Origin of the sequence: Achromobacter pulmonis, assembly GCF_902859765.1 — a bacterium.
GTDB lineage: Bacteria > Pseudomonadota > Gammaproteobacteria > Burkholderiales > Burkholderiaceae_B > Achromobacter > Achromobacter pulmonis.
In genome coordinates this window covers 284,698-308,276 of sequence record NZ_CADIJV010000001.1, presented here as the reverse complement: position 1 = coordinate 308,276, position 23,579 = coordinate 284,698, and the positions used below count along the sequence as shown (strand labels likewise).

General features: G+C 67.1%; 20 protein-coding genes. 10 read left to right on the top strand and 10 right to left on the bottom strand.

Going from position 1 to position 23,579, the window contains the following annotated elements; translation table 11 throughout:
- Positions 1 to 158: 158 nt before the first annotated feature.
- A complete protein-coding gene (locus HV701_RS01400) occupies positions 159 to 302 on the bottom strand; it encodes a hypothetical protein (protein WP_175131104.1) in 144 nt (47 codons plus the stop codon).
- Between HV701_RS01400 and HV701_RS01395 the strand changes: the two genes are divergently transcribed.
- Together HV701_RS01395 and HV701_RS01390 are read left to right on the top strand one after the other, a co-directional pair.
- Positions 301 to 1,170, top strand: coding sequence for an RDD family protein (locus HV701_RS01395; protein WP_254595085.1), 870 nt, complete (start codon positions 301 to 303; stop codon positions 1,168 to 1,170). The two genes, HV701_RS01400 and HV701_RS01395, sit on opposite strands and share 2 nt — an antisense overlap.
- A gap of 28 nt (positions 1,171 to 1,198) precedes the next feature.
- Positions 1,199 to 2,734, top strand: coding sequence for a tetratricopeptide repeat protein (locus HV701_RS01390; RefSeq protein WP_175131350.1), 1,536 nt, complete (start codon positions 1,199 to 1,201; stop codon positions 2,732 to 2,734).
- A gap of 70 nt (positions 2,735 to 2,804) precedes the next feature.
- Here HV701_RS01390 and HV701_RS01385 read toward each other — a convergent pair whose 3' ends face one another.
- Positions 2,805 to 3,749, bottom strand: a complete 945-nt coding sequence (locus tag HV701_RS01385; protein WP_175131349.1) for a LysR substrate-binding domain-containing protein — start codon at positions 3,747 to 3,749, stop codon at positions 2,805 to 2,807.
- 86 nt (positions 3,750 to 3,835) lie between these two features.
- Here HV701_RS01385 and HV701_RS01380 point away from each other — a divergent pair, with 86 nt between their 5' ends.
- The 6 genes from HV701_RS01380 (at position 3,836) to HV701_RS01355 (ending at position 11,000) form a co-directional block, all read left to right on the top strand.
- Positions 3,836 to 4,759, top strand: coding sequence for a carbon-nitrogen hydrolase family protein (locus tag HV701_RS01380; protein ID WP_175131348.1), 924 nt, complete (start codon positions 3,836 to 3,838; stop codon positions 4,757 to 4,759).
- Positions 4,760 to 5,350: 591 nt separating this feature from the next.
- Positions 5,351 to 5,872, top strand: a complete 522-nt coding sequence (locus HV701_RS01375) for a sigma-70 family RNA polymerase sigma factor (protein ID WP_175131347.1) — start codon at positions 5,351 to 5,353, stop codon at positions 5,870 to 5,872.
- Positions 5,865 to 6,797: a DUF4880 domain-containing protein gene (locus tag HV701_RS01370; RefSeq protein WP_175131346.1), complete on the top strand. Its 933-nt coding sequence runs from the start codon at positions 5,865 to 5,867 to the stop codon at positions 6,795 to 6,797. Before HV701_RS01375 ends, HV701_RS01370 begins: the two co-directional genes overlap by 8 nt.
- Before the next feature lie 99 nt (positions 6,798 to 6,896).
- The gene (locus HV701_RS01365; RefSeq protein ID WP_175131345.1) at positions 6,897 to 9,353 is read left to right on the top strand and encodes a TonB-dependent siderophore receptor; all 2,457 of its coding nucleotides are present in this window, start codon (positions 6,897 to 6,899) and stop codon (positions 9,351 to 9,353) included.
- Between the two features lie 7 nt (positions 9,354 to 9,360).
- Positions 9,361 to 10,308, top strand: a complete 948-nt coding sequence (locus HV701_RS01360) for an alpha/beta hydrolase (protein ID WP_175131344.1) — start codon at positions 9,361 to 9,363, stop codon at positions 10,306 to 10,308.
- A gap of 131 nt (positions 10,309 to 10,439) precedes the next feature.
- Positions 10,440 to 11,000 (top strand): PIN domain-containing protein, encoded by a 561-nt coding sequence (locus HV701_RS01355; RefSeq protein WP_244957853.1) that lies wholly within the window; start codon positions 10,440 to 10,442, stop codon positions 10,998 to 11,000.
- 1 nt (position 11,001) lies between these two features.
- Here the strand turns inward: HV701_RS01355 and HV701_RS01350 are convergent, their stop codons facing one another.
- The 4 genes from HV701_RS01350 to rpsO all read right to left on the bottom strand — a co-directional run bounded on the left by HV701_RS01350 (position 11,002) and on the right by rpsO (position 15,689).
- On the bottom strand, positions 11,002 to 12,219 hold the full coding sequence (locus HV701_RS01350) for a threonine ammonia-lyase (RefSeq protein WP_175131342.1): 1,218 nt from the start codon (positions 12,217 to 12,219) through the stop codon (positions 11,002 to 11,004).
- A gap of 15 nt (positions 12,220 to 12,234) precedes the next feature.
- The gene (locus tag HV701_RS01345; protein ID WP_175131341.1) at positions 12,235 to 12,963 is read right to left on the bottom strand and encodes a hypothetical protein; all 729 of its coding nucleotides are present in this window, start codon (positions 12,961 to 12,963) and stop codon (positions 12,235 to 12,237) included.
- Positions 12,964 to 13,172: 209 nt separating this feature from the next.
- A complete protein-coding gene (gene pnp, locus HV701_RS01340; RefSeq protein WP_175131340.1) occupies positions 13,173 to 15,329 on the bottom strand; it encodes a polyribonucleotide nucleotidyltransferase in 2,157 nt (718 codons plus the stop codon).
- 90 nt (positions 15,330 to 15,419) lie between these two features.
- Complete coding sequence (gene rpsO / locus HV701_RS01335; RefSeq protein ID WP_006223612.1) at positions 15,420 to 15,689, bottom strand: 30S ribosomal protein S15; 270 nt, start codon at positions 15,687 to 15,689, stop codon at positions 15,420 to 15,422.
- A gap of 318 nt (positions 15,690 to 16,007) precedes the next feature.
- Between rpsO and HV701_RS01330 the strand changes: the two genes are divergently transcribed.
- The gene (locus tag HV701_RS01330) at positions 16,008 to 16,526 is read left to right on the top strand and encodes a hypothetical protein (RefSeq protein WP_175131339.1); all 519 of its coding nucleotides are present in this window, start codon (positions 16,008 to 16,010) and stop codon (positions 16,524 to 16,526) included.
- 82 nt (positions 16,527 to 16,608) lie between these two features.
- Here HV701_RS01330 and pssA read toward each other — a convergent pair whose 3' ends face one another.
- From pssA to HV701_RS01310, 4 genes are all read right to left on the bottom strand, one after another.
- Entirely contained in the window at positions 16,609 to 17,382 is a 774-nt protein-coding gene (pssA, locus tag HV701_RS01325) for a CDP-diacylglycerol--serine O-phosphatidyltransferase (RefSeq protein ID WP_175131338.1), read from the bottom strand.
- Between the two features lie 167 nt (positions 17,383 to 17,549).
- Positions 17,550 to 18,566 carry a ketol-acid reductoisomerase gene (gene ilvC / locus HV701_RS01320; RefSeq protein ID WP_006389118.1) on the bottom strand — a complete coding sequence of 339 codons (1,017 nt, stop codon included), beginning with the start codon at positions 18,564 to 18,566 and terminating at the stop codon, positions 17,550 to 17,552.
- Between the two features lie 69 nt (positions 18,567 to 18,635).
- The gene (ilvN, locus tag HV701_RS01315; protein ID WP_006217868.1) at positions 18,636 to 19,127 is read right to left on the bottom strand and encodes an acetolactate synthase small subunit; all 492 of its coding nucleotides are present in this window, start codon (positions 19,125 to 19,127) and stop codon (positions 18,636 to 18,638) included.
- A 10-nt stretch (positions 19,128 to 19,137) separates the two neighbouring features.
- Positions 19,138 to 20,907: an acetolactate synthase 3 catalytic subunit gene (locus HV701_RS01310; protein WP_276512718.1), complete on the bottom strand. Its 1,770-nt coding sequence runs from the start codon at positions 20,905 to 20,907 to the stop codon at positions 19,138 to 19,140.
- Between the two features lie 439 nt (positions 20,908 to 21,346).
- Here HV701_RS01310 and HV701_RS01305 point away from each other — a divergent pair, with 439 nt between their 5' ends.
- Entirely contained in the window at positions 21,347 to 23,569 is a 2,223-nt protein-coding gene (locus HV701_RS01305) for an FUSC family protein (RefSeq protein ID WP_175131336.1), read from the top strand.
- Positions 23,570 to 23,579 lie beyond the last annotated feature (10 nt).

Sequence of the window (23,579 nt, the reverse complement as noted above, 5' to 3'; positions counted from 1 at the left end):
GGGGTTTTCCCCAGCAAGACCGTCACGGGTCCGATACACTGCGCCTGGCCATCGCGCGGCGGCCCGCGCGCCGCAGAACGCCCTCCGTTTGAACGGCAACCACAGAATAAGACGCGCATCATGCAGTGCCCCCAGTGCAATTGGCAGAATCCGGCCTCTCATACCCAATGCTTCAGCTGCCACGCGCCCTTGCCCGCGCCAGCGGCCCCGCGCGCGCCGCACGCCAACGTGGCCGCGATCCCCGGCATCTGGTCGCGGCTGGCGGCGAGCGGGGTCGATGCGGCCGCCATGATCGCGGCCATGTTCGCCTTCTCCTGGGCTACGCCCCTCGGCTACCAGGCATTGCTGGACCAGCCTTGCCCCCAGGCGCTCACCTTGGCGGCCGGCCTGCTGGGCCTGCTGCTGCCCGCCTTGATGGACGCCTGGGGCGCCGGCTCGCCCGGCAAGCAGTTGTTCAAGCAGCGCGTGGTCAAGCGCGACGGGCAAAGTCCCGGCCTGTTACGGTCCCTGTGGCGGCATCTGATGAAATTCCCCCTGAACCTGGCGTTGCCCGGCGTGTTCCACCACATCCAGCAGGCCGTGTTCGGCAACCGCGCCATGCACAACTGGGCCGCCGGCACCTATGTCGTTTCCAGCCGCGCCGATCCGCGCGCGATCCAGGCGGCCCTGGGCCAGACGCGCTCGATCACCGGCGCGGGCAAGTTCCTGCTGTTCGCCGCGGGCGCGGTGGTGCTGGTGCTGGCCGGTTTCGTGCTGGCGGCGCTGACGCTGGGTCCGCGCGATGCCGACAACCCCGTGGTGGCCGACGTGCGGCACCTGGACCTGGTGTCGCAGCCGGTCCGGATGCTGGCGGAAAACCACTACCGCGGCACCGGCAAGTTCGCCGCGACCCTGCAGGACCTGGGCTTGACGCGCGAATCGCTGGCCTCCAGCGGCTTTTCCAATCTGGAGTTGAACCCGGTGAATGGCGTACTGCGCTTCACCATTGCCGGTTCCGCCGACGCCGACGGCGCTTCGCCGCTGGCCGGCAAGCACCTGGTCTATCTGCCCGAATTGCGCGCGGATCGAAAAGGCGGGGGCTTGCGCCGCTGGCAATGCGGCAGTGACGACATCGCCGTGAGCGACCGCCCCTACGGGTGCCGCCACGCCGCTGGCGCCGCCGCCCCTTGATCGCCCACGCATCGCCCCAGGAATCCGCATGTCCACACTGATCGAATCCATCCTGCGCGCGGAAGACGCCGGCGACACGACGCGCATGCTCGCGCTGTGCGACCAAGGCCTGCGCGAGCAGCCCAACGCCGCCGAGATGTGGGCATTGCGCGCCCGCTGCCATGCCAGGCGCCGCGCCGCGGTCGCGCGCGACGCCGATCTGGCGCGGGCGCTGACGCTCGATCCCCACTGCCCGGACGCCATCGCCGTGCAGGTCACCGCGCGCTATGACGAGGGCGACCCGCAAGCGGCCTGGCGCTTGCTGCGCGCCGCCAGCCAGCGCACTTCTGGGCATTTCGGGCTGCTGCTGGCCGAAGCCTACCTGTTGATCAACGACGGCCGCCTGCAGGATGCCATCGGCTGCTGGACACGCGCGATCCAGCGGCGCCCGCAGGCCGGCGCGCCGCATTGCTACATCGCGTCCAACCTGGCCAATGCCGGGCGCCACAAAGAAGCCGTGCCCTACTTCGAACGCGCTATCGCGCTCGCCCCGGACAACGGCCGCTTCATGTACGACGCCGGCAACACCTATCGCCGCCTGGGCGACCTGCACCGAGCCATCGCCCTGTTCGACCGGGCGCGGGCGATCCTGGGCGAGGAAAACGCCATCCAGCACAACCGTGCCTCATGCCTGCAGGCGCTGGGCCGCGATGCCGACGCGGTGGAAGAATGGACCAGCCTGCTGCGCCGCGAACCCGACTGGGACTGGCCGCTGGAAGGCAAGGCCCGCTCGCTGCACCGCCTGGGCCGGGCCAGCGAGGCCGCCCCCCTGTGGCAAAAGCTGGATGCCCTGTCGGACAACGGCTGGGAAGGCCGCAAGGAGCAGGCCCGCGAGTATGTGCGCAGCGGCCACCCCGAGGTGGCGCAAGAAGCCCTGCGCGGGCTGGATCCGCTGACCAGCGACGACACCCAATTGCTGTTCGTGGCCGGCAACGCGCAACGCGACCAAGGCGAGTGGGAGCAGGCCCTGGCGTACTACCTGCGCGGCTACGAACTGGCGCCGGACGACGATTTCCTGCCCGGCAACGCCGCCGACATGCTCACCCGCCTGGAACGCTACGACGAAGCCCTGCCCCTGTCGGAAGTGGCGATCGCGCTGGACCCCGATTGGCTCAAATGGCGCCGCGTGCGCATCGACGCCTTGACCCATCTGGGCCGCGGCCCGGAGGCGGTGGCCGATGCCGAACGCGCGCTGCAACGCTGGCCCGACGACAGCAGGCTGCAGGCCGACGCCGTCAACGCGCTGATCGCCGCGGGCCGCCACGACGAGGCCCTGGTGGCCTGTGACCGCCTGATCGCGATGGATCCGGAGTTCCGCAGTTGGACCCTATTCTCGCGCGGCGAGATCTTCGGTGCCATGGCACGCCATGCGGAGTCCGCTTCGGCATTCCGCCAGGCCGCCGCGGCCTACCAGCAGAACGGCAAGCCGCAATATCAGGCGCTGTCATTGGAAAGAGCCCTCGCGGCGGAACGGCAGGCCAACGCGCCGCGCGGCCTGCTGGGGCGATTGTTCGGCCGCAAGTAGACGTCGAGGATGGCGTGCCGCGTCGGACGAGCCGGCGGCTGCAATAGCGTGGCCGAGACGATGCCGGCGATCACTCTGGCTGCGTCGGCGCGGTCACCCAACCGTAGCCCTGCAGCAAGCCCAACAGGCAGCGGCGTGCCACCGCCACCGCCTCGTCGCGCAGCGCATCGGCGCGCCAGCCCATTTCGATGGTGTAGTCCGGCATGGCAATCGGGCACGGCAACCGCCGCAGTCCGGCAACCGCCGCCAGCCCGCGCGCCGCGTGCGCCGGCAGGGTAGCCAGCGCATCGCCGCCGCGCAGCAGGAACGCCAATGCCGAGAAATGCGTGGTGGACGCCAGCACCCGGCGCCTCAGGCCCAGGCCATGCAGCACTTCATCAACCACGCCGATGAAGCCGCCCGACGACACCAGCACGTGCGGACGCCGGGTGAAATTCTCCACCGACAACGCATCCTGGCCCGGCGCCAGGCTGGCCGGATCAACCAGGCAGGCATAGCCGCCCTGCCCCACGGTGACGCGCTGCAACGCCGGTGCGGTCAGGCCGCCGGATACGATCACCAGGTCGACCTCGCGCGCCATCAGCATGTCGGCGGCCACGCGGCTGTGGGTCTGGCGGAAGATCAACCGCAGCCCCGGCGCCGCCCCGGCCAGCGCCGCGATCGCCTCGCGCCCAAGCGCGACCTCGAAATCGTCGGATAGCCCCAGCGTGACCGAGCGTCCGCCGAATCCCGCCGCGCCCGGCCGGGCCAACGACAGGCTCTGCCGGCACTTGTCCAGCGCCTCGCCGATGATCGGCCGCAGTTCGCGCGCCCGCAGGCTGGGCGACAGGCCGCGCCCGGTGCGCACGAACAGCGGGTCGGCGTATAGCACGCGCAGCCGCGCCAGCGCCGCGCTGACCGCCGACTGGGTCACCCCCAGGCGCAGCGCGGCGCGACCCGCGCCGCCCTCGTCGTAGATCGCCTCGAACACCTTGAGCAGGTTCAGGTCGGTCGACTCGATATCGATCTGGTTCATATCATTTATCGCCAGGCAGGATTGATTGATTTTAGGCCGCCCCCGACACTAGGACGCATCAACTCCCCTGTGAAAAAGGAAACCCCATGACCGCCACCACCGTCGCCGCGCTGCAGATCGGCGCCTCGCCCGAAGGCAAGGAAGCCACCCTGGAACGGATCCTGGCCTTCGAGGCCGGGATCAGCGCCTCGGGCGCCGCGCTGGTGGTCATGCCCGAGGCCTTGCTGGGCGGCTACCCCAAGGGCGAGATCTTCGGCACCCGCCTCGGCTACCGCCTGCCCGAAGGGCGCGAAGCCTACGCCCGCTATTACCAGAACGCCATCGACGTGCCCGGCCCCGAGACCGACGCGCTGGCTGCGCTGTCGCAACGCACCGGGGCCAGCCTGGTGATCGGCGTGATCGAACGCGCCGGCAGCACGCTGTACTGCACCGCGCTGTACTTCGATCCCGCCACCGGCCTGGCCGCCAAGCACCGCAAGCTGATGCCCACCGGCACCGAACGGCTGATCTGGGGCCAGGGCGACGGCTCGACACTGCCCGTGCTGGAGACGGCCGCGGGCCGCATCGGCGGCGCCATCTGCTGGGAAAACCACATGCCGCTGCTGCGCACCGCCATGTACGCCAAGGGCGTGCAGATCTGGTGCGCGCCCACGGTCGACGAACGCGACATCTGGCAGTGCTCGATGCGCCACATCGCCCACGAGGGCCGCTGCTTCGTCATCAGCGCCTGCCAGGTGCAGCCATCGCCCGCCGAGCTGGGCCTGGACGTGCCCGGCTGGGATCCGCAGCGCCCGCTCATCAACGGCGGCTCGCTCATCGTCGGGCCGCTGGGCGACGTGCTGGCCGGCCCGTTGCACGGCCAGGCCGGCCTGCTGACGGCAACGGTCGATATCGATGAGCTGGTGCGTGCGCGCTATGACTTCGACGTGGTCGGCCACTATGCGCGGCCCGACGTTTTCACCCTGGAGGTGGACGAACGCGAGCGCCGGACCGTGCGTTTCAGCGGCTGAGTTTTCCAGGGGACGGCCTTGCATGACGGGCCGCCCGCCTGCTGATGGTATAGTCTCGCCCGCCGGATACCGCAGCGCGCTCGCGCCGCACACCAGGTATCCCATTGTGGCTTCCTGTCGGAATCCCAATGCCCGAGTGGTGAAATTGGTAGACACAAGGGACTTGAATCCATTTGAGCCCTCCGGAGGAAACTCCAGAGGTGTAGCCCGTCAAACTCGGCGAATGCCCTGGACCCGTTCCGAGCCAACGCCGAGCCAAGCCCGGTTCGCGAGAACCGGGAAGGTGTAGAGAGCAGACGGCGGGCACCTAAGGCCGCAAGGCTAAGGTGAAGGCGTGCTCCAGACCACGAACGGCGCCGCGCGCGCCGGCGGCGAAAGCCGAAGTGGTACGAAAATCCCTCGGCCGCAAGGCCGTACCGGTTCGATTCCGGTCTCGGGCACCATCGCACGCCTCCGTCGGCCCGCGCTTGCGCGTCCTTGCCGCCCCCATTCCTCTTCCCCCGTGGACATCCGGCCCTGGCCCGCTTTCCAGGCAGGTACGCTAAATATAGAATTGCGTCTGATTCCTATTCGCAAATCTTTTTCATCATCGTGCAAGCGCCCTCAAATCCTGCGGCGGCCGATCCCAACCTGGTCGCGTCGATGTACCGCGAACACCACGCCTGGCTGTTCGCCTTCATGCGGCGCCAGACGGGCGGACACCCGGCCGACGCCTGGGACCTGGTGCAGGACACCTTCGAACGCCTGCTGCGCCAGACCTACCTGGAATCGCGCGGCTGGAACCGCGGCTACCTGGCCACCATCGCCCGCCGCCTGCTGATCGACCGCCACCGGCGCCGCGAACTGGAGACCGCTTACCTGGCCGCGCTGGCGCAACAGCCCGAGCCGCTCTCCCCGTCTCCCGAAATGCTGGCCCAGGTGTCGCAGCAACTGCTGGCCGTGTGCGCGGTGCTGGACCGCATGCCGCGGCGCATGCGCGAAGTGTTCCTGCTGGCGCGCCTCCAGGGCCTGTCCTACGAGGCGATCGCGAGCCGTCTGCACATCACGGTCAACGTGGTGCAGAAAGACATGGTCCAGGGTTGGCAACGCCTTTATCACGCGCTCGATGTCTAGGCGCCAGCCCGACGTGGTCGCGCAGGCCGCCGGCTGGCTGGTGCGCCTGGAACAGGACGGCAGCGCCGCCACGCGGCAGGCTTGGCAGCGCTGGTACGAAGCGTCGCCCTCGCACGCCAAGGTCTGGCGGCGCTTCGCGCTGCTGCAGGATGCCGTGCCCGCGAGCGGCGACGCCGCTGCCGCCGCGCTCGGGGCCATCGACTTTCGCCACGCGCGCCGGCGCACGCTCAAGCTGCTGGCGGCCGGCGCCGGGATCGCGATGGGCAGCCCGCTGCTCTATCGCCAGGCACAGGGAGCCGGCTGGTTCGCGGCCTACCGCAGCGCAACCGGCGAACAGCGCAACCTGGCGCTAAACGACAAAGTGGCGTTGATGATGAACACCGGCACCGCGCTGGACCTGAGGCAGGACGAACGCGGCCTGGACATCGAACTGCACGACGGCGAGATCATGCTGGACACCCGCGCCGCTGACTCGGCGCTGCGCGTGCTGACCCGCGGCGGCTGCATCGTGCCGACGCGCGCGCACCTGGCGGTGCGCGCGCAAGGCCCGCTGACGCGCGTGGCGCTCGATGCGGGAGAGGCCGTCCTCACCACCCGAGGCGATCTCAGCCTGAACCTGCGCGCAGGCGACGTGCGCCGCTTCTCGGCGCACCGCATCGAAGACGAGGCCGGTTGGGCCGGGCGCGAGTTCGCCTGGGTGCACGGCATGCTGATCGCCGACGATATGCCGCTGGCGGCGTTTCTCGCGGAACTGGCGCGCTATCGGCCGGGCCTGGTCCAATGCGACGCGCGCGTGGCCGCCCTGCGCGTGAACGGCAGTTTCCGCCTCCAGGATACGGACCAGGTCCTGGAGGCGCTGGCCGTCACGTTGGGCCTGCGGGTGCGGTATCGCACGCGCTACTGGGTCCGTGTCGAACCGGCTTGATTCTGAAACAACATGTAAATCTCCGGCAGGTTCCCGACGCCCGCTCGTTAGGACAAGTTGAAGCCCGCTGCGCGGGCCCCAACCGAAGAACCCATACCGATGTCCCAACGACTCTCTCCTGACGGCGGCCGCATCCGCCGCTTCAAGCCAGCCGCGCTTTGCCTGCTTCTGTGCGCCGCCGCGCTCGCCGCGACGCCGCCTGCGCGGGCAGCGGAAAACGCCCCGGTGGATATCACGCTGCCAGCGCTGTCCTTGCAGGACGCGCTCCTGCGCCTGGGCCAGGCCGCCCGCGTGACCATCATCAGCGCCCCGCCGCTCACGGCCGGCAAACAGGCGCCGGCCATGCGTCTGCAGGGATCGGTGGCGGACGCGCTGCGACAGTTGCTACGCGGCAGCAAGCTGCGGGCCGTGCCCAACGCCAATGGCGAGGGCTACCGCATCGAACGCGCGCCCGAGCCCGTGGGCGCGGGCACAGCCATACTGCCCAGCGTGACGGTGTCCGGCCAGGGCATGGGCGACATCGGCCCGTTGGCCCTGGACAGCGGCCTGGGCACCAAGACCGCCACGCCACTCATCGAGACCGCGCAATCCGTGTCCGTGGTCAACCGCGAGCTGATGGACATGATCGGCGCGAAGAACACCGCCGAAGCCCTGCGCTACAGCGCCGGCGTCTCGGTAGGCTCGTATGGCGTGGACAGCCGCGTCGACGAGATTTCCGTGCGCGGCTTCCGCACGGGCAGCTTCGCCAACAACCTCTACCTGGACGGCCTGCGTCCGCCGGGCAGCAGCAGCGGCGCGACCGCCTCGGCCACCCAGTTCGACGGCTTCGGCCTGGATCGGGTCGAAGTGCTGCGCGGCCCCTCATCGGTGCTGTACGGCCGGATCGCGCCGGGCGGGCTCGTCAACGTGGTGAGCAAGCGGCCCACCGATTACGCGCGCGGCGAGATCGGAGTCGGCACCGACACCGACGGCCTGGCCCGCCTGAACGCCGACGTCAGCGGACCGATGGGCGACTCTGGCGAATGGCTGTACCGCGTGGTGGGCACCGCCTATCACGCCGACACCCAGGTCGACTACGTGGAACTGAACCGCGTGATGCTGGCGCCCAGCCTGACCTGGCGGCCGTCGGCGCGCACGTCGTTGACCCTGCTGGCCAACTATCAGCAGGACCGCGGCGGCAGCACCTACCAGTTCCTGCCTTCCCACGGCACGTATCACGCGACCGCCTACGGCCGCTTCGGTTCCGACCGCTTCCTGGGCGAACCCGGCTTCAACCGCTACGACCGCACGCAATATGCCATCGGCTATGAATTCAGCCACGCCCTGACCGATCAGGTGAAGCTCGGCCAGAAGCTGCGCTACATGCGGGTGGATACCGACAACGCCGGCGTCTCGCGCCAGGGCGACCTGCAGGCCGACGGCCGCACGCTGCGGCGCACGGCGTCCAGCAACCAGATCCGCTCGGAAGGCTTCACGGCCGACAACAACGCCCAGTTCGATTTCGGCCTGGGCCGGACCGAACACACCCTTCTCACGGGCCTGGACTATCGCACCCAGACTATCCGCGTGGCGCAAGCGTCCGGCCGGGCTTCCTCGCTCGACGTCTTCGCCCCGGTCTACGGCAGCCCCGTCGTCATGAGCGCCATGACGCCCAGCCGGCGCAGCGACAGCGAGCAGACCGGCATCTACGCGCAGGACCAGATCCGCTGGGGTCCATGGGCCGCCACGCTGGGCCTGCGCCACGACTGGTCGCGGGACAATTCGCTGGTGCGCGCCACCGGCGCCAAGACGCATTACGACGACGAAGCCACCACGTGGCGCGCCGGCGCGGTCTATCTGTTCGAGAACGGCCTGGCGCCCTATGCCAGCTATGCCACGTCGTTTGAGCCGGTCAACGGGGTCGGTTTCGAGGACCGGCCTTTCAAGCCGACCGAGGGCAAACAGGCCGAGGTCGGCATCAAGTACCAACCGCCGGGTTCGCGCAGCATGATCACGTTCTCGGCGTATGAAATCAAGCAGCGGAACCTCACCACACCGGACCCCGATCCCACGCATTTGTGCAACGGCCGCCAATGCCAGGTCCAGACCGGCGAAGGCCGCGTCCGCGGCCTGGAGCTGGAAGGCAACTTCGCGCTGACCGACAACATCACGGTCGTGGCCTCGGCCACCCTGATGCGCAGCGAAGTCACCCAGAGCAATGGCACGGAGCAGGGCAACGAACTGCCGCGCGTGCCGCGCCGCAGCTACAACCTGTGGCTGGACTATCGCCTGCCACAGGACATCGCCCCGGGCCTGAGCCTGGGCGCCGGCCTGCGCCATACCGGCAGCAGCTACGGCGACACCGCCAACGAGTACCGCAGCCCCTCGGTGAACCTGATCGACGCCGCCATACGCTACGATCTGGGCGCGGTATCTCCCAGCCTGAAGGGCCTGAAATTCTCCCTCAACGCCAGCAACCTGACCGACAAGGAATATCTCGCAAGCTGCTCGGGTAGCGCCAGCTGCTACTACGGCGCGCGGCGCACTATCTCGGCGACCCTGAACTACAACTGGTAGGCCTCTCATGAAAAACAAGATCCCGCATCCGATTTCCGCCGCCGTGCTGGCGTGCATCCTGGCCACAGCCGCGCAAGCGCCGGCGGCCGCGCCGGACGCGCCGCTGCGTCCGGGCATGCAGCCACTGGGGGAAACCGTGGCCGATCGTCCCTCGGCGGTCTACCGCTACGAAACACACAATCTGGCATCGGACGACGGCAAGCGCCACTACCGTATCCAGATCGCCATCCCCAGAAAGGCCCCCGCTAGCGGGGGCAGCCCGGCGCTCTACATGCTGGACGGCAACGCCGCCCTGGCCACGCTGACGCCGGCCGACCTGGACAAGCTGGGCCAGGGCCACGCGCCGGTGCTGGTCGCGCTGGGCTACGACGTCGACACGCGCAACGACGTCGTGTCGCGGGCCTATGACTACACCCCGCCAGTATTCGAGAACGGCAAGCCGGTGCCCGGCCCCGTGGTGCGCGGCCGCGTCGGCGGCGGCGCCGACATTTTCCTGGCGTTCATCCGCGCCCAGGTCAAACCGCTGGTGCGCGAACGCGCCGCCATCGACCCGGAACGTGAATACCTGTGGGGCCATTCATACGGCGGGCTCTTCGCGCTGCACGTGCTCTTCACGCAGCCGCGGGCCTTCTCCCGCTATATCGTCGGCGACCCCTCGGCCTGGTGGCACGACGGCGCGCTGATCCAGGAATGGCGGCGGTTCGACGCCCGCAAGGCCGCCGGCAAGCGGGTGGCCATCCTGGTCGGCACCAAGCCGCGCGATCCCAGCCGTCCCACGCCCGGCGGCGCTGTGCCCGCCACGAGCGAAGATCCGCGCGCCGCCGTGCGCGAGATGGCCCAGGGCCTGCAGTCGGCGGGCGCCGACGCCAGCTATGAAGCCTTCCCGCAGTTCGGCCACGGCGAGATGATCCGGGCGTCGCTGGAACGCGCGCTGGAAATCGCGATTCAGCCTTGAAGACCGGCCACCCAGCGCAAGCGCTTACACTGCACGGTCGCGGCCGCATCCCGGCCGCTCCGAACGCTTCGCCTGCCTTGACCATTCCTAACGCCACTCCGCCCTTCATCGTCCTGGACGCCTGCGTCCTCATGTCCGGCATCCTGCGCCGCCTGCTGCTGCGCCTGGCCGAGGCCGGCGTGTTCCAGCCGGTCTGGACCGAACGCATCGGCGAGGAGTGGCGCCGCAATGCCTGCCGCATCTGGGACATTCCGCCCGAGGTCATGGCCGAATTCTGGGCCGAGATGAACGCCCGCTTCCCGCAGGCCAGCGAGCGCGACACGCAGGTCTACGAAGCCGCGCTGCGCTACAGCGACCCCAAGGACTTCCATGTCATCGCCGCCGGCCTGGCGCGCCGCGCGCGCTGCGGCCTGCCACAAACACCCGTGGTGCAGGTGCTGACCTGGAACCTGAAGGATTTCAATCGCTCGGAGCTGCGCCGGCAAGGGCTGGACGTGTACAACCCGGACCGCATGCTGGCGCAGTGGTGGCAGGACGGCGCCGAGCGCATGCGCGCGGCCATCGCGCAGATTCCGGCGGACTACGTCGCACTGGGGCGCGACCCCGAGCCCCTGGCCGCGACCTTGCATCGCGAGCGGCTGTACCGGCTCAAGAACCAGGTGGGACGCGACCCGGAACTGGGCCGCGCGTGACTCAATGGTCGTGGTTGCTGGCCGCGAAACCGGCCGCATTCAGGATATCGATCACTTCCTGGATGTGCTCCGGGCCGCGCGTCTGCAGCACGAAGTCCACTTCCACGTTGCGCACCGGCAGTGAGGTGAACGCGCGCTGGTGATGCACCTCGGTGATGTTGGCCTGGGCGTCGGCGATCAGCTTGGTGGCGTGCGCCAGCGCGCCCGGCAGGTCGCGCAGGTCGACGCGGATGCGCGCCAGGCGCCCGGCGCGCACCATGCCGCGCTCGATCAGCTCGCCGAGCATCAGGGGGTCGATGTTGCCGCCGGTCAGCACCAGGCCGATGCGCTTGCCCTTGAACTGTTCGCTGCCCGCTTCCTGGGCCCGCAACAAAGCCGCCAGGCCGGCGGCGCCCGCGCCTTCGACCACGGTCTTCTCGATTTCCAGCAGCACCACGATGGCATGCTCGATGTCGGCCTCGCTGACCAGTTCGATCTGGTCGACCAACTGGCTGACGATCGGCTGCGTCAGCGCGCCGGGCGACTTGACCGCGATGCCTTCGGCGATGGTGTACTGGCCCTGTTCCATCGATACGCCCTTGACCGCGGCGTACATGGCGGGAAAGCGTTCGGTCTGCACGCCGATGATCTCGATACCCGGCTTGAGCGCCTTGGCCGCGGTGGCGATGCCCGCGATCAGGCCGCCGCCGCCGATGGCGATCACCAGCGTGTCCAGTTGCGGCTGGTCTTCCAGCATCTCCAGCGCCACCGTGCCCTGCCCGGAAATCACGGCTTCGTCATCATAGGGATGGATCATGATCAGCCCGCGCTGCCTGGCCAATTCGTAACCATGCGCCTTGGCGTCATCGAAGGTATCGCCGGCCAGCACCACCTCGGCGCCGAAGCGGCGCGTGTTGGCGATCTTCACGGTCGGCGTGAAGCGCGGCATCACGATCACCGCCGGCACGCCCATGCGCTGCGCGTGGTAGGCCACGCCCTGCGCGTGGTTGCCGGCCGACACAGCGATCACACCGGCGCGGCGTTCCTCGTCCGACAGCGTCAGCATGCGATTGAGCGCGCCGCGCTCCTTGAAACTGGCGGTGAACTGCAGGTTCTCGAACTTCAGCCAGATCTCGGCGCCGAAGATGTCGGACAGCGTGCGCGACAGGGTAAACGGCGTCTTGAGCACCTGGCCGCGCAGGTTCTCGCGGGCGGTCTGGATGGAAGCGATATCGATCACGATGAAAAAATCCTGTTAGCGCACCGGCAGGAAATTGAACAGCAAAAGCCCTTGCGCGTAATTGATGCCGATGCGCCGCGAGTTCTCGCCAAGCAGGTTGGCGATCAGATCGAGCCGGCCGATGATGGCGCCGAACTCGCGCTCGAAGCTGAGGTTGGTGGCCTGCGGTGAAATCTCGTTGGCCAGCAACAGCGGTTCGCCCAGGCTGTTGCGGCGCGACGCCAGCAACCAGGCCGCCGCCTCGACATTCCGTGCCGCATTGTAGACCCGCTGCCCGTCGAGCGCGTCGGTGGCATACAGGCGCGTCTTGCCGTTGTGCGCGGCGATAATGGTGTCGGCCAGCCCGTAGATGAAGGCGCCGACGCGGTCGCCGCTGTAATTGGGATCGAGCGAGACGGCCAGGATCTGGATGTCATGCAGGCCGGCCAGATCGGCCGGCGGGACGCGCACCTCGATCGCATGCTTGACCCGAGCCACCGCGGTGGCATGGTCGGCCACGCCGGTCTTGCGCCATTCGCGGGGATTGCGCCGATAGAGCTTGTCCAGCAGGCTGTAGAGGCTGGCCAGGTTGTCGCGCACCTCAAGGGTGACGGTACGGTTGAAATCGGTCTGGACGAACTGGTCAGCCGACATGCTTTCGCCCTTGGGCGACCCCTGGCCCGGCCCTGGCGCGGACATGCATCCGGCCAACAGCGATCCCAGCAGCACGGCCGCCAGCGTGGCGTATCCTCGCCCTCGCGTCATGCTCGACCCATCCGAATCCCCCTTTTCGTGGCGCCCTTGCCGGCTCGCGCCGTGCTGGCGTTGGTATCACGCGCAAGACTTTACCGTAAGGCGCGCGAAGATGGGAGATACCCGGTATTCGAAGACGAAAGAAGATGAATCAAGGCCGCAGCCGGGCGTAAAAAAACGGCGCCTGACGGCGCCGCTTTACTCACGCGGAAAGGCCGGCCTTATTCGGCTTGCGGTTCCGCTTGCGGAGCGGCTTCGGCAGCAGGTTGCTGCTGCTCGATGCCGCCGATAGCCTTGATCGACAGGCGCAGGCGGCCCTTGTCGTCGGCCTCGATGACCTTGACGCGGACCTGCTGGCCGACCTTCAGCACATCGTTGATGTTGGCGATGCGGTAATTGGCGATTTCCGAGATGTGCAGCAGGCCGTCACGGCCCGGCAGCACTTGCACGATGGCGCCGAAGTCCAGCAGGCGCAGCACCGAGCCGTCGTAGATCTGGCCCACTTCGACGTCGGCGGTCAGCTCGACGATACGGCGCTGGGCTTCCTTGGCCTGCGCTTCGTCGACGCTGGCGATCACGATCGTGCCGTCGTCGGAGATGTCGATCTGCGTGCCGGTCTCTTCGGTCAGCGCGCGGATGGTGGCGCCGCCCTTGCCGATCACGTCGCGGATCTTCTCGGGGTTGATCTTGATGGTCAGCATGCGCGGGGCGAAAGCCGACAGCTCGCCGCGCGAACCGTCCAGCGCTTCCTTCATCTTGCCCAGGATGTGCAGGCGGCCTTCGCGGGCCTGCGCCAGCGCCACTTGCATGATTTCCTTGGTGATGCCCTGGATCTTGATGTCCATCTGCAGCGCGGTGACGCCGTTCTCGGTGCCCGCGACCTTGAAGTCCATATCGCCCAGGTGATCTTCATCACCCAGGATGTCGGTCAGCACGGCGAACTTGCCGCCGTCCAGGATCAGGCCCATGGCCACGCCGGCCACGTGATCCTTGACCGGCACGCCGGCGTCCATCATGGCCAGCGAGCCGCCGCAGACCGAAGCCATCGACGACGAGCCGTTGGACTCGGTGATTTCCGACACGATACGGATGGTGTACTGGAAGTCTTCCGGAGCCGGCAGCAGCGGGATCAGCGCGCGCTTGGCCAGGCGGCCGTGGCCGATTTCACGACGCTTGGGCACGCCGATGCGACCGGTTTCGCCGGTGGCGAACGGAGGCATGTTGTAGTGCAGCATGAAGCGGTCGCGGTATTCGCCCATGAGCGCGTCGATGATCTGCTCGTCCTGCTTGGTGCCCAGCGTGGCCACGACCAGCGCCTGGGTTTCACCACGGGTGAACAGGGCGCTGCCGTGCGCGCGGGGCAACACGCCCAGGCGCACGCTGATGGGACGCACGGTGCGGGTATCGCGGCCGTCGATGCGCGGTTCGCCGTTCAGGATCTGGCCGCGGACAATGGCCGATTCCAGCGAGAACAGGATGTTGTCGACCGTGACGGCGTCCGGCGCCGGCTCGCCCTTATCGGCGGCGGCGGCGTTCAGCTTGGCCGAGACGTCGGCGTAGACTTCGCGCAGCTTGGTGGTGCGGGCCTGCTTTTCACGGATCTGGTAGGCGGCGTTCAGGCCTTCCTGGGCGGCCGCGGTGACGGCGGCGATCAGGGCCTCGTCCTTGGCGGGCGGCTGCCAGTCCCAATCGGGCTTGCCGGCGTCCTTGACCAGTTCGTGGATGGCGTTGATGACGGCCTGCATCTGCTCGTGGCCGTAGACCACGCCGCCCAGCATGATTTCCTCGGACAGCTGGTCGGCTTCCGATTCCACCATCAGCACGGCGTTTTCAGTGCCGGCCACCACCAGGTCCAGCGCCGAGGACTTGAGCTGCGAAGCGGTCGGGTTGATGGCGTATTGGCCGTCGATGTAGCCCACGCGGGCGGCGCCGATCGGGCCATTGAAGGGGATGCCCGAGATGGCCAGCGCGGCGGACGCGCCGATCATGGCGGGAATGTCGGGATCGATTTCAGGATTGACCGACAGCGTGTGGATGACCACCTGGACTTCGTTGTAGAAGTCTTCGGGGAACAGCGGACGCAGGGGACGGTCGATCAGGCGCGAGGTCAGCGTTTCCTTTTCGGACGGCTTGCCTTCGCGCTTGAAGAAACCACCGGGGATACGGCCGGCGGCGTAGGTCTTTTCGATGTAGTCGACGGTCAGCGGGAAGAACGTCTGGCCCGGCTTGGCCTTCTTGGAGGCCACGACAGTGGCCAGGACGACGGTGTCCTCGATCGACACCACCACGGCGCCGGAGGCCTGGCGAGCGATTTCGCCGGTTTCCAGGACGACCGTGTGCTGGCCGTACTGGAACGATTTTGTCACTTTGTTGAACATGACGATTATTCCTTACAAATGAAAAACCGTGGCCGTCGCGACATGCGTCGCACCGACCACGGTTGCGTCATGGGGAGCCAGCCCCGTCGATCACTTGCGCAGACCGAGTTTTTCGATCAGTGCGCGGTACGAGTCGGGATTGCGGCCCTTGAGATAGTCGAGCAGCTTGCGGCGACGGCTGACCATGCGCAGCAGACCGCGGCGCGAGTGATGGTCCTTCATGTGTTCTTTGAAGTGACCGGTCAGTTCGTTGATACGGGCGGTGAGCAGAGCCACCTGGACTTCGGGGGAACCGGTATCGCCTTGAGCGCGTTGGAATTGCGCAACGATATCGGATTTCTTGATGTCAGCTACAGACATGGATGACCTCTTCGGACATGCGACAGGGCCGAGGCGCCCTGACGTGGTTTGAAAAAAAATCGCTGCCGGCGAAAAGCATTATTGCGTTCTCACTGCTGCTTCGGGGCCACCCTGGAAACACCGGAAATCCCGGGCCAGCGCCCTGTTGGATTCCCATCCAGCCCAGCCCCGTTGCCGGCGCAAAGCATCTTGCAAAATCAATACACTTGATAAAGCCCGGCGATTATAGCCGATTCGCTAGAATTACCCCAGAGACAGCGCCGGCCCGCCGCCAGGCATCGCACCGCTGCCCCGCCGCAAGGCATCAGGAGCCACGATATGTCAAATTATTACAGAGTTGCCCGCACCACCCTGGCCGCCGCGGCCCTCGCCGGGCTGGCCGCCTGTGCCAATCTTGCCCAGGTCGCCCCGGGCACCCCGCTGGCCGAGGTCCAGACCCAGTTCGGCCGGCCCAATTTCGAATGCCCGCAGGCCAACGGCGGTCGCCGCGTGATCTGGACGCAGCAGCCCATGGGCCAGTACGCCTGGGGCGCCAACGTCGGCGCCGACGGTCGGGTCGACCGCGTCATGCCATTGCTGACCGATGCCCACTTCAGAGTGCTGGAACAGGGCCAATGGGGCCCGGACCGCGTGCGCTGCGAGTTCGGCCCGCCAGCCCGCATCGAGGAAGCCGGCCTGGGCGAGAAACGCGAGGTCGTGTGGTCGTACCGCTACAAGGAAAACGGCGTCTGGAATTCCCTGATGTATGTCTACATGGGGCGCGACGGCAACGGGGTGACACACTTCCACCCCGGCCCGGACCCGATGTACGACGATGACCGCTTCATGTGGCGCTGATATGTGGCGCTGATCCTGCGCCGCCTGCCCAGCAAAAAACCCGCTCGCGGCGGGTTTTTTGCGTGAGGCGCCACACGTTCGGTCAGGACGACTGGCCGCGGCGCTCCTGCTGCAAGCGCCGGGCGCGGTTCCAGCGCCAGGCCCAGGTGATCCAGCCCGACAGGCCATACAGCACGAACAGGCCGAACAGCACCACCGGGGGATCGCTGGACACGAACACGAACACCGCCACCACCAGCAAGATGCCCCAGAACGGCACGCTGCGGCCCAGGGCAAAGCTCTTGCCGCTGAAGAACGGCGCGTTCGACACCATGGTGATGCCGGCGTACATGGTCAGCGTGAACGCAACCCAGGCCATCACGCTGTCGTGGATCGGCAGCTTGTTATCGACCGCCAGCCAGACGAAGCCGGCCACCAGCGCCGCCGCCGCCGGACTCGGCAGGCCCTGGAAGAAGCGCTTGTCCACCACCGCGATATTGGTATTGAAGCGCGCCAGGCGCAGCGCGGCCCCGGCCACGTAGACGAATGCCGCCAGCCAGCCCCAGCGTCCCAGGTCATTCAGGATCCATTCGTACATCACCAGCGCCGGCGCCACGCCGAACGACGTCATGTCCGACAGCGAATCGTATTGTTCGCCAAAGGCCGACTGGGTATTGGTCAGGCGCGCCACCCGGCCGTCCATGCCGTCCAGCACCATGGCCACGAAGATGGCGATCGCGGCAACCTCGAAGCGGTTGTTCATGGCCTGCACCACGGCATAGAACCCCGCGAACAGGGCCGCGGTGGTGAATGCATTGGGCAGCAGGTAGATGCTTCGGTGGCGGTTCTCGGAATCGCGCATGGAAAAATTGGGCATGGTCTCAATTACTTACGACAGACATTGAAAGGTTAACTCATCTGGCCCCGCAACGGGCCGCAGCAAGGGCCATGCCCGCGCCGGCACAAAAAAAACGGCATGCCTTCGCCAGGCATGCCGCTTTCGGCCGGCGCGCGCGGGGCGCAAACCCCGCGCGCACACCGGAATCAGTTCTTGGACTTGTCCACCAGCTTGTTGGCGGCGATCCAGGGCATCATGGCGCGCAGCTTGCCGCCCACCACTTCGATCTGCGATTCCGCGTTGATGCGGCGGCGCGAGGTCAGCGTCGGGGCGCCGGCGGCGTTTTCCAGGATGAACTTCTTGGCGTATTCGCCGGTCTGGATGTCCGTCAGGCACTGGCGCATGGCCTTGCGGGTCTCGTCCGTCACGATCTTCGGGCCGGTCTCGTACTCGCCGAATTCGGCGTTGTTCGAGATCGAGTAGTTCATGTTGGCGATGCCGCCTTCGTAGATCAGGTCGACGATAAGCTTCAGTTCGTGCAGGCACTCGAAGTAGGCCATTTCGGGCGCGTAGCCGGCTTCCACCAGCGTGTCGAAACCCGCCTTGATCAGTTCGACGGTGCCGCCGCACAGCACGGCCTGCTCGCCGAACAGGTCGGTTTCGGTTTCTTCACGGAAGTTGGTTTCGATGATGCCGGCACGGCCGCCGCCGTTGGCGCTGGCGTACGACAGGGCCACGTCACGCGCGGCGCCCGACTTGTCCTGGTAGACCGCGACCAGGTGGGGCACGCCGCCGCCCTGCTTGTAGGTGTTGCGCACCGTGTGGCCCGGGGCCTTCGGGGCGATCATGATGACGTCGATGTCTTCACGCGGCACGACCTGGCCGTAGTGGACGTTGAAGCCGTGGGCGAACGCCAGGGCGGCGCCGGCCTTGATGTTGGCGTGCACTTCCTTGTTGTAGACCGAGGCGATGTTCTCGTCGGGCAGCAGCATCATGACGATGTCCGCGGCCTTGACGGCTTCCGCCACTTCCTTGACCTGCAGGCCGGCGTTGGCGGCCTTGTCCCACGAGGCGCCGCCCTTGCGCAGGCCGACGATGACCTTCACGCCCGAGTCGTTCAGGTTCTGGGCGTGGGCATGGCCTTGCGAGCCGTAGCCGATGATGGCGACGGTCTTGCCTTTGATGAGGGAGAGGTCGCAGTCTTTGTCGTAGAAAACTTTCATGGGGTGCTCCAGATATCTTGGATTATTCGTTGGTTCGTATGTAGGGTGCGGCTTGGCCTGGAAGGCCGGTCAAATCTTCAGGATCCGTTCACCGCGGCCGATGCCGGACACGCCGGTGCGCACGGTTTCCAGAATGGCACTGCGGTCCAGGGCCTCCAGGAAGGCCTGTACTTTTTCCTGCACCCCGGTCAGTTCGATGGTGTAGGACTTGTCGGTCACGTCGATGATGCGGCCGCGGAAGATGTCCGCCATGCGCTTCATTTCCTCGCGCTCCTTGCCGACCGCGCGCACCTTCACGAGCATCAGCTCGCGCTCGATGTGCGCGCCTTCGGTCAGGTCCACGACCTTGACCACGTCCACCAGGCGGTTCAGGTGCTTGGTGATCTGCTCGATGACCTCGTCCGAGCCCGTCGTGACGATGGTCATGCGCGACAGCGTGGCATCCTCGGTCGGCGCCACGGTCAGGGTCTCGATGTTGTAGCCCCGCGCCGAGAACAGGCCGACCACGCGCGACAGCGCGCCGGGCTCGTTTTCGAGGAGGACGGAAATCACGTGCTTCATGGTGGCCTCCTTACAGGTCTTCAGAGCCGAGCAGCATTTCGGTCAGCCCGCGGCCGGCCTTGACCATCGGCCACACGTTTTCGGTGCGGTCGGTGATGAAGTCCAGGAAGACCAGGCGCTCCTTGTGCTTGCCAAACGCTTCGCGCAGCGCCGGTTCGACGTCGGCCGGGCGCTCGATGCGCAGGCCCACGTGGCCATAGGCCTCGGCGACCTTGACGAAGTCGGGCAGCGAATCCATATACGACTCGGAATAGCGTGAGCCGTAGTCGATCTGCTGCCACTGCCGCACCATGCCCAGGAAGCGATTGTTCAGGCAGACGATCTTGGGCGTCAGCCGGTACTGATGGCAGGTCGACAATTCCTGGATGTTCATCTGGATCGAGGCCTCGCCGGTGATCACGGCGACGTCCTGGCCCGGATTGGCCATCTGCACGCCCATGGCGTACGGCAGGCCCACGCCCATGGTGCCCAGGCCGCCGGAGTTGATCCAGCGTCGCGGCTTGTCGAACTTGTAGTACTGCGCGGCCCACATCTGGTGCTGGCCCACGTCGGAGGTGACGAAGGCGTCGCCGCCGGTCACTTCCCAGAGCTTTTCCACCACGAACTGCGGCTTGATGACTTCGTCCGAGTTGGCGAACTTGAGGCATTCCTTGCCGCGCCAGACTTCGACCTGCTCCCACCACTTGGCGATGGAAGCGGGCTTGTGCTCGGCCGAGGCGGCCTCGTACTGCGCGCTCAGGTCGGCCAGCACATCCTTGACGTTGCCGACGATCGGCACGTCCACGCGCACGCGCTTGGAGATCGACGACGGGTCGATATCGATATGGATGATCTTGCGGGCGTTCTGGGCGAAGTGCTTGGGGTTGCCGATCACGCGGTCATCGAACCGGGCGCCGATGGCCAGCAGCACGTCACAGTGCTGCATCGCCATGTTGGCCTCGTAGGTGCCGTGCATGCCGGGCATGCCGACGAACTGGCCGCTGCTGGCGGGGAAGCCGCCCAGGCCCATCAGGGTGCTGGTGCAGGGCGCGCCCAGTTGCGACACGAGCTTGTTCAGCTCGGGCGCGGCGTTCGACAGGATGACCCCGCCGCCGGTGTAGATCATGGGCCGTTCGGCGGCCAGCAGCATCTGCACGGCTTTCTTGATCTGCCCCTGGTGGCCCTTGTTGACGGGCGCATAGGAACGCATCGAGATCTCGCCCTTGGGCGGGGTGTACTTGCACTGCGCGACGGTGATGTCCTTGGGGATATCCACCAGCACCGGGCCGGGACGGCCGGTGCGCGCGATGTAGAACGCGCGGCGCATGGTTTCGGCCAGATCCTTGACGTCACGCACCAGGAAGTTGTGCTTGACGCAGGGACGGGTGATGCCGACGGTGTCGCATTCCTGGAAGGCGTCCTCGCCAATGGCCGCAGTGGGCACCTGCCCGCTGATGATGACCATGGGGATGGAATCCATGTAGGCGGTGGCGATGCCGGTGACGGCATTGGTCACGCCCGGACCGCTGGTCACGATGCAGACGCCGACCTTCTGCGACGAGCGCGAGTAGGCATCGGCCGCGTGCACGGCGGCTTGCTCGTGACGAACCAGGATATGCTGGAATTTGTCCTGCTTGAAAATCGCGTCGTAGATGTAGAGCACCGCGCCGCCAGGGTAGCCGAAAACGTGTTCCACGCCCTCATCGGCCAGGCAGCGCACGACGATATCGGCGCCATTCATTTCCATGTTGTCATTCCTTTCAAAACCGGCCCTGCAACCCTGACTGCTGCGCGCCCGGATACGGCGGCAACGGAACCCATACCGGCCACGGCAACATGATCCGGCGCTTAGCGGCTCACGGAGCCACGCCACCCGGACACCCTGCCGACCCGGCATACGTTCGACAGAACGCAGTGCGAACGCCCCTGGGGGACGCTGGAGGTCGAAATGGAAGCCTTGGCAACACACGCTTGTGGCGCGGCCAACGGCAAAAGTATCTGCTGCAGGAGGGCTGGGAGGTGACCCTGGCCATCCGCCTCATCGCGCCGGTTTCGGATAGGCAGACCGGCGCAAGTGGAGCAATTTACCGCGTTGCGGCAAACGTAGCAAATCGAGGTTTCGCGGACGTTGCACGGAAGTCGCGCCGGCGCCTGCGGGAAAGTTCGGTAACCATCCGGCCCCTAAAACACGGTCAGCCTCTCTATACTTGTCGCGTTACCCGGATTCGAGTCCCGCGCCCATGGATCTGCGCATTGCCAGCATTCGCCGCTTCCTCTACAGCCACTACTTCTTCGGCGGCGTGCGCCAGGGCGTGGGCATGCTGCTGCCGGTGCTGGTGCTGGGGGGGCTGTTCGGCCACTACACCACCGGCCTGGTGGCCACCTTCGGCGCGCAGTGCCTGGCCATCATCGACCAGCCCGGCGGGCCGCAGCGGCACCGCACCAACGAGATGCTGGGCGGCGCCGCGCTGGGCACGCTGACCGTCGTCATCACCGGCCTGGCCTCGACCCACCCCGTGCTGATCTGGCTGGTGGTCATCGCGCAGTGTTTCGTCTATTCCATGTTCACGGTGTTCGGCAAGCGCGGCGGCCTGATCGGCTTTGCCGGCCTGCTGCTGATGACGCTGACCATGCATTCGCCGCTGGAACCGCAGGCAGTGCTGGGACATGCCGCCGCGACGCTGGGCGGGGCGCTGTTCTATGTGGCGTTCAGTCTGGGATTTTCACGGCTGTTCTGGCTGCGCGAGGAACAGCAGGCCATGTCGGTGGCGCTGTTCGCCACCGCCGACTACGTGGCCGCGCGCGCCACCTTCTACGACGAAACGGCCGACCTGGACGAGGCCTACCGCACCCTGATCCAGCGCCAGTCGATCATGACCGAAAAGCACCAGGCGGCACGCGACATGGTGCTGCGCGCCCTGCCGCGCGGCAAGGGCCTGGGCGACCGCCAGCGCGTGATGATCTGGAACATGTTCGTCGACATGCTGCAGTTGCTGGACACGCTGGTGGCCACCCACACCGACTACGCCGCGCTGCGGCGCGCGCTGGCCGGCAACGACTGCCTGATGTTCATGCGCGACGCGCTGGTGAAGATGTCCCTGGAATTGAACCGCATCGCGCTGGATGTGTCGCGCGGCCGCAAGGTGCAGTACCGCAGCAGCGCCAAGGCCGAACTGCGCGCCATCGAATACGAGATCGAGCAGCTCAAGCAGCAGGGCCTGGGCGAGCGCGAGCCCGAGATGCTGGCGCTGATCGTGCAGGTGCTGCGCCGGCTGCGCAATTCGGCCCGCATCGTCGACCGCCTGGCCGACCATACCGCCGCCTCGCCGGATGCCAAGCCCACCGACGTGCTGCGCATCAATAAGTCGCTGACGCGCTTCATCTCGCGCCAGGAATTCCGCGTCGGCCTGCTCACCAGCAACCTGCGGCTGGACTCGCCGCACTTTCGTTACGCGCTGCGCGTGACGGCGGCGGCGGCCATCGCCATGACGCTGGCCAGCCAATGGCTGTCGCCGGCGTTCTCGGCGCACAACTACTGGATCATGCTGACCATCGTCATCATCATGAAGCCGGGCTTTGCGCTGACCCGACAGCGCAATGGCTGGCGCCTGATGGGCACGCTGATCGGCTGCATCTGCGCCCTGCTGCTGTTCAACGTCACCGACCGGCCCGGCATCCTGTTCGCGGTGCTGCTGGGCGCCTGCATCATGGGCAACAGCATGGTGCAGCTGAACTACATGGCCAGCGCCATCTTCAACACGCTGTTCGTGGTGCTGGTGTTCCACTTCGTCTCGCCCGGCACGGTGTCGATGTCGGTGATCGGCGAACGCGCCATCGACACCTTGATCGGCTGCGCCCTGGCGCTGGTATGCAGCTACATCCTGCCGTGGTGGGAAGCGCGCTACCTCAAGCCGCTGGCGGCGGCGGCCACCCGCGCCAACCGCGAGTACCTGATGGCCGGCATGCGCTACGTGGAAGCGATGCAGGCGCATGGCGCACCGGTGGGCGCGGCCGCCGACGCCACGCCCGCCGTCACCGACGCCGACCTGGCCTGGCGCCTGGCGCGCAAGAACGTGCACATTGCCTTCAGCAATTTCGCCGAGGCGTTCTACCGCATGATGAGCGAGCCCAAGTCGCACCAGGTCAGCGTGCCGGAACTGAACAACCTGCTGATCCAGAACCACGTGCTGGCCTCGCAGATCACCGCGGCCATTCCGATCCTGGCCGCGCTGCCAGCCACGCCGCAGGCGGTGCAACAGGCGCTGGCCGGCATGGTCGAACTGCTGGACCAGAACCGCGCCCAGGCACCCGCCGACCTGCCGACCCAGTTCGACACCGCGGGCGAGCAGGCGGCGCTGGTGTATCCGGTCAAGCAGATGATCAAGGCCTCGCACATGATCCGGCAGGAACTGCAGGCGCTGGCGGATCCGCTGCATGCGCCGCCGGTGGCGGCGCCGGCCTGAACCCTTGCCG

Coding starts and splice junctions, on each gene's coding strand:
- HV701_RS01395 (WP_254595085.1), top strand. CDS start 301: ATGTTCGCCTTCTCCTGGGCTACGCCCCTCGGCTACCAGGCATTGCTG.
- HV701_RS01400 (WP_175131104.1), bottom strand. CDS start 302: ATGGCCGCGATCATGGCGGCCGCATCGACCCCGCTCGCCGCCAGCCGC.
- HV701_RS01390 (WP_175131350.1), top strand. CDS start 1,199: ATGTCCACACTGATCGAATCCATCCTGCGCGCGGAAGACGCCGGCGAC.
- HV701_RS01385 (WP_175131349.1), bottom strand. CDS start 3,749: ATGAACCAGATCGATATCGAGTCGACCGACCTGAACCTGCTCAAGGTG.
- HV701_RS01380 (WP_175131348.1), top strand. CDS start 3,836: ATGACCGCCACCACCGTCGCCGCGCTGCAGATCGGCGCCTCGCCCGAA.
- HV701_RS01370 (WP_175131346.1), top strand. CDS start 5,865: ATGTCTAGGCGCCAGCCCGACGTGGTCGCGCAGGCCGCCGGCTGGCTG.
- HV701_RS01365 (WP_175131345.1), top strand. CDS start 6,897: ATGTCCCAACGACTCTCTCCTGACGGCGGCCGCATCCGCCGCTTCAAG.
- HV701_RS01360 (WP_175131344.1), top strand. CDS start 9,361: ATGAAAAACAAGATCCCGCATCCGATTTCCGCCGCCGTGCTGGCGTGC.
- HV701_RS01355 (WP_244957853.1), top strand. CDS start 10,440: ATGTCCGGCATCCTGCGCCGCCTGCTGCTGCGCCTGGCCGAGGCCGGC.
- HV701_RS01345 (WP_175131341.1), bottom strand. CDS start 12,963: ATGACGCGAGGGCGAGGATACGCCACGCTGGCGGCCGTGCTGCTGGGA.
- pnp (WP_175131340.1), bottom strand. CDS start 15,329: ATGTTCAACAAAGTGACAAAATCGTTCCAGTACGGCCAGCACACGGTC.
- rpsO (WP_006223612.1), bottom strand. CDS start 15,689: ATGTCTGTAGCTGACATCAAGAAATCCGATATCGTTGCGCAATTCCAA.
- HV701_RS01330 (WP_175131339.1), top strand. CDS start 16,008: ATGTCAAATTATTACAGAGTTGCCCGCACCACCCTGGCCGCCGCGGCC.
- pssA (WP_175131338.1), bottom strand. CDS start 17,382: ATGCCCAATTTTTCCATGCGCGATTCCGAGAACCGCCACCGAAGCATC.
- ilvC (WP_006389118.1), bottom strand. CDS start 18,566: ATGAAAGTTTTCTACGACAAAGACTGCGACCTCTCCCTCATCAAAGGC.
- ilvN (WP_006217868.1), bottom strand. CDS start 19,127: ATGAAGCACGTGATTTCCGTCCTCCTCGAAAACGAGCCCGGCGCGCTG.
- HV701_RS01305 (WP_175131336.1), top strand. CDS start 21,347: ATGGATCTGCGCATTGCCAGCATTCGCCGCTTCCTCTACAGCCACTAC.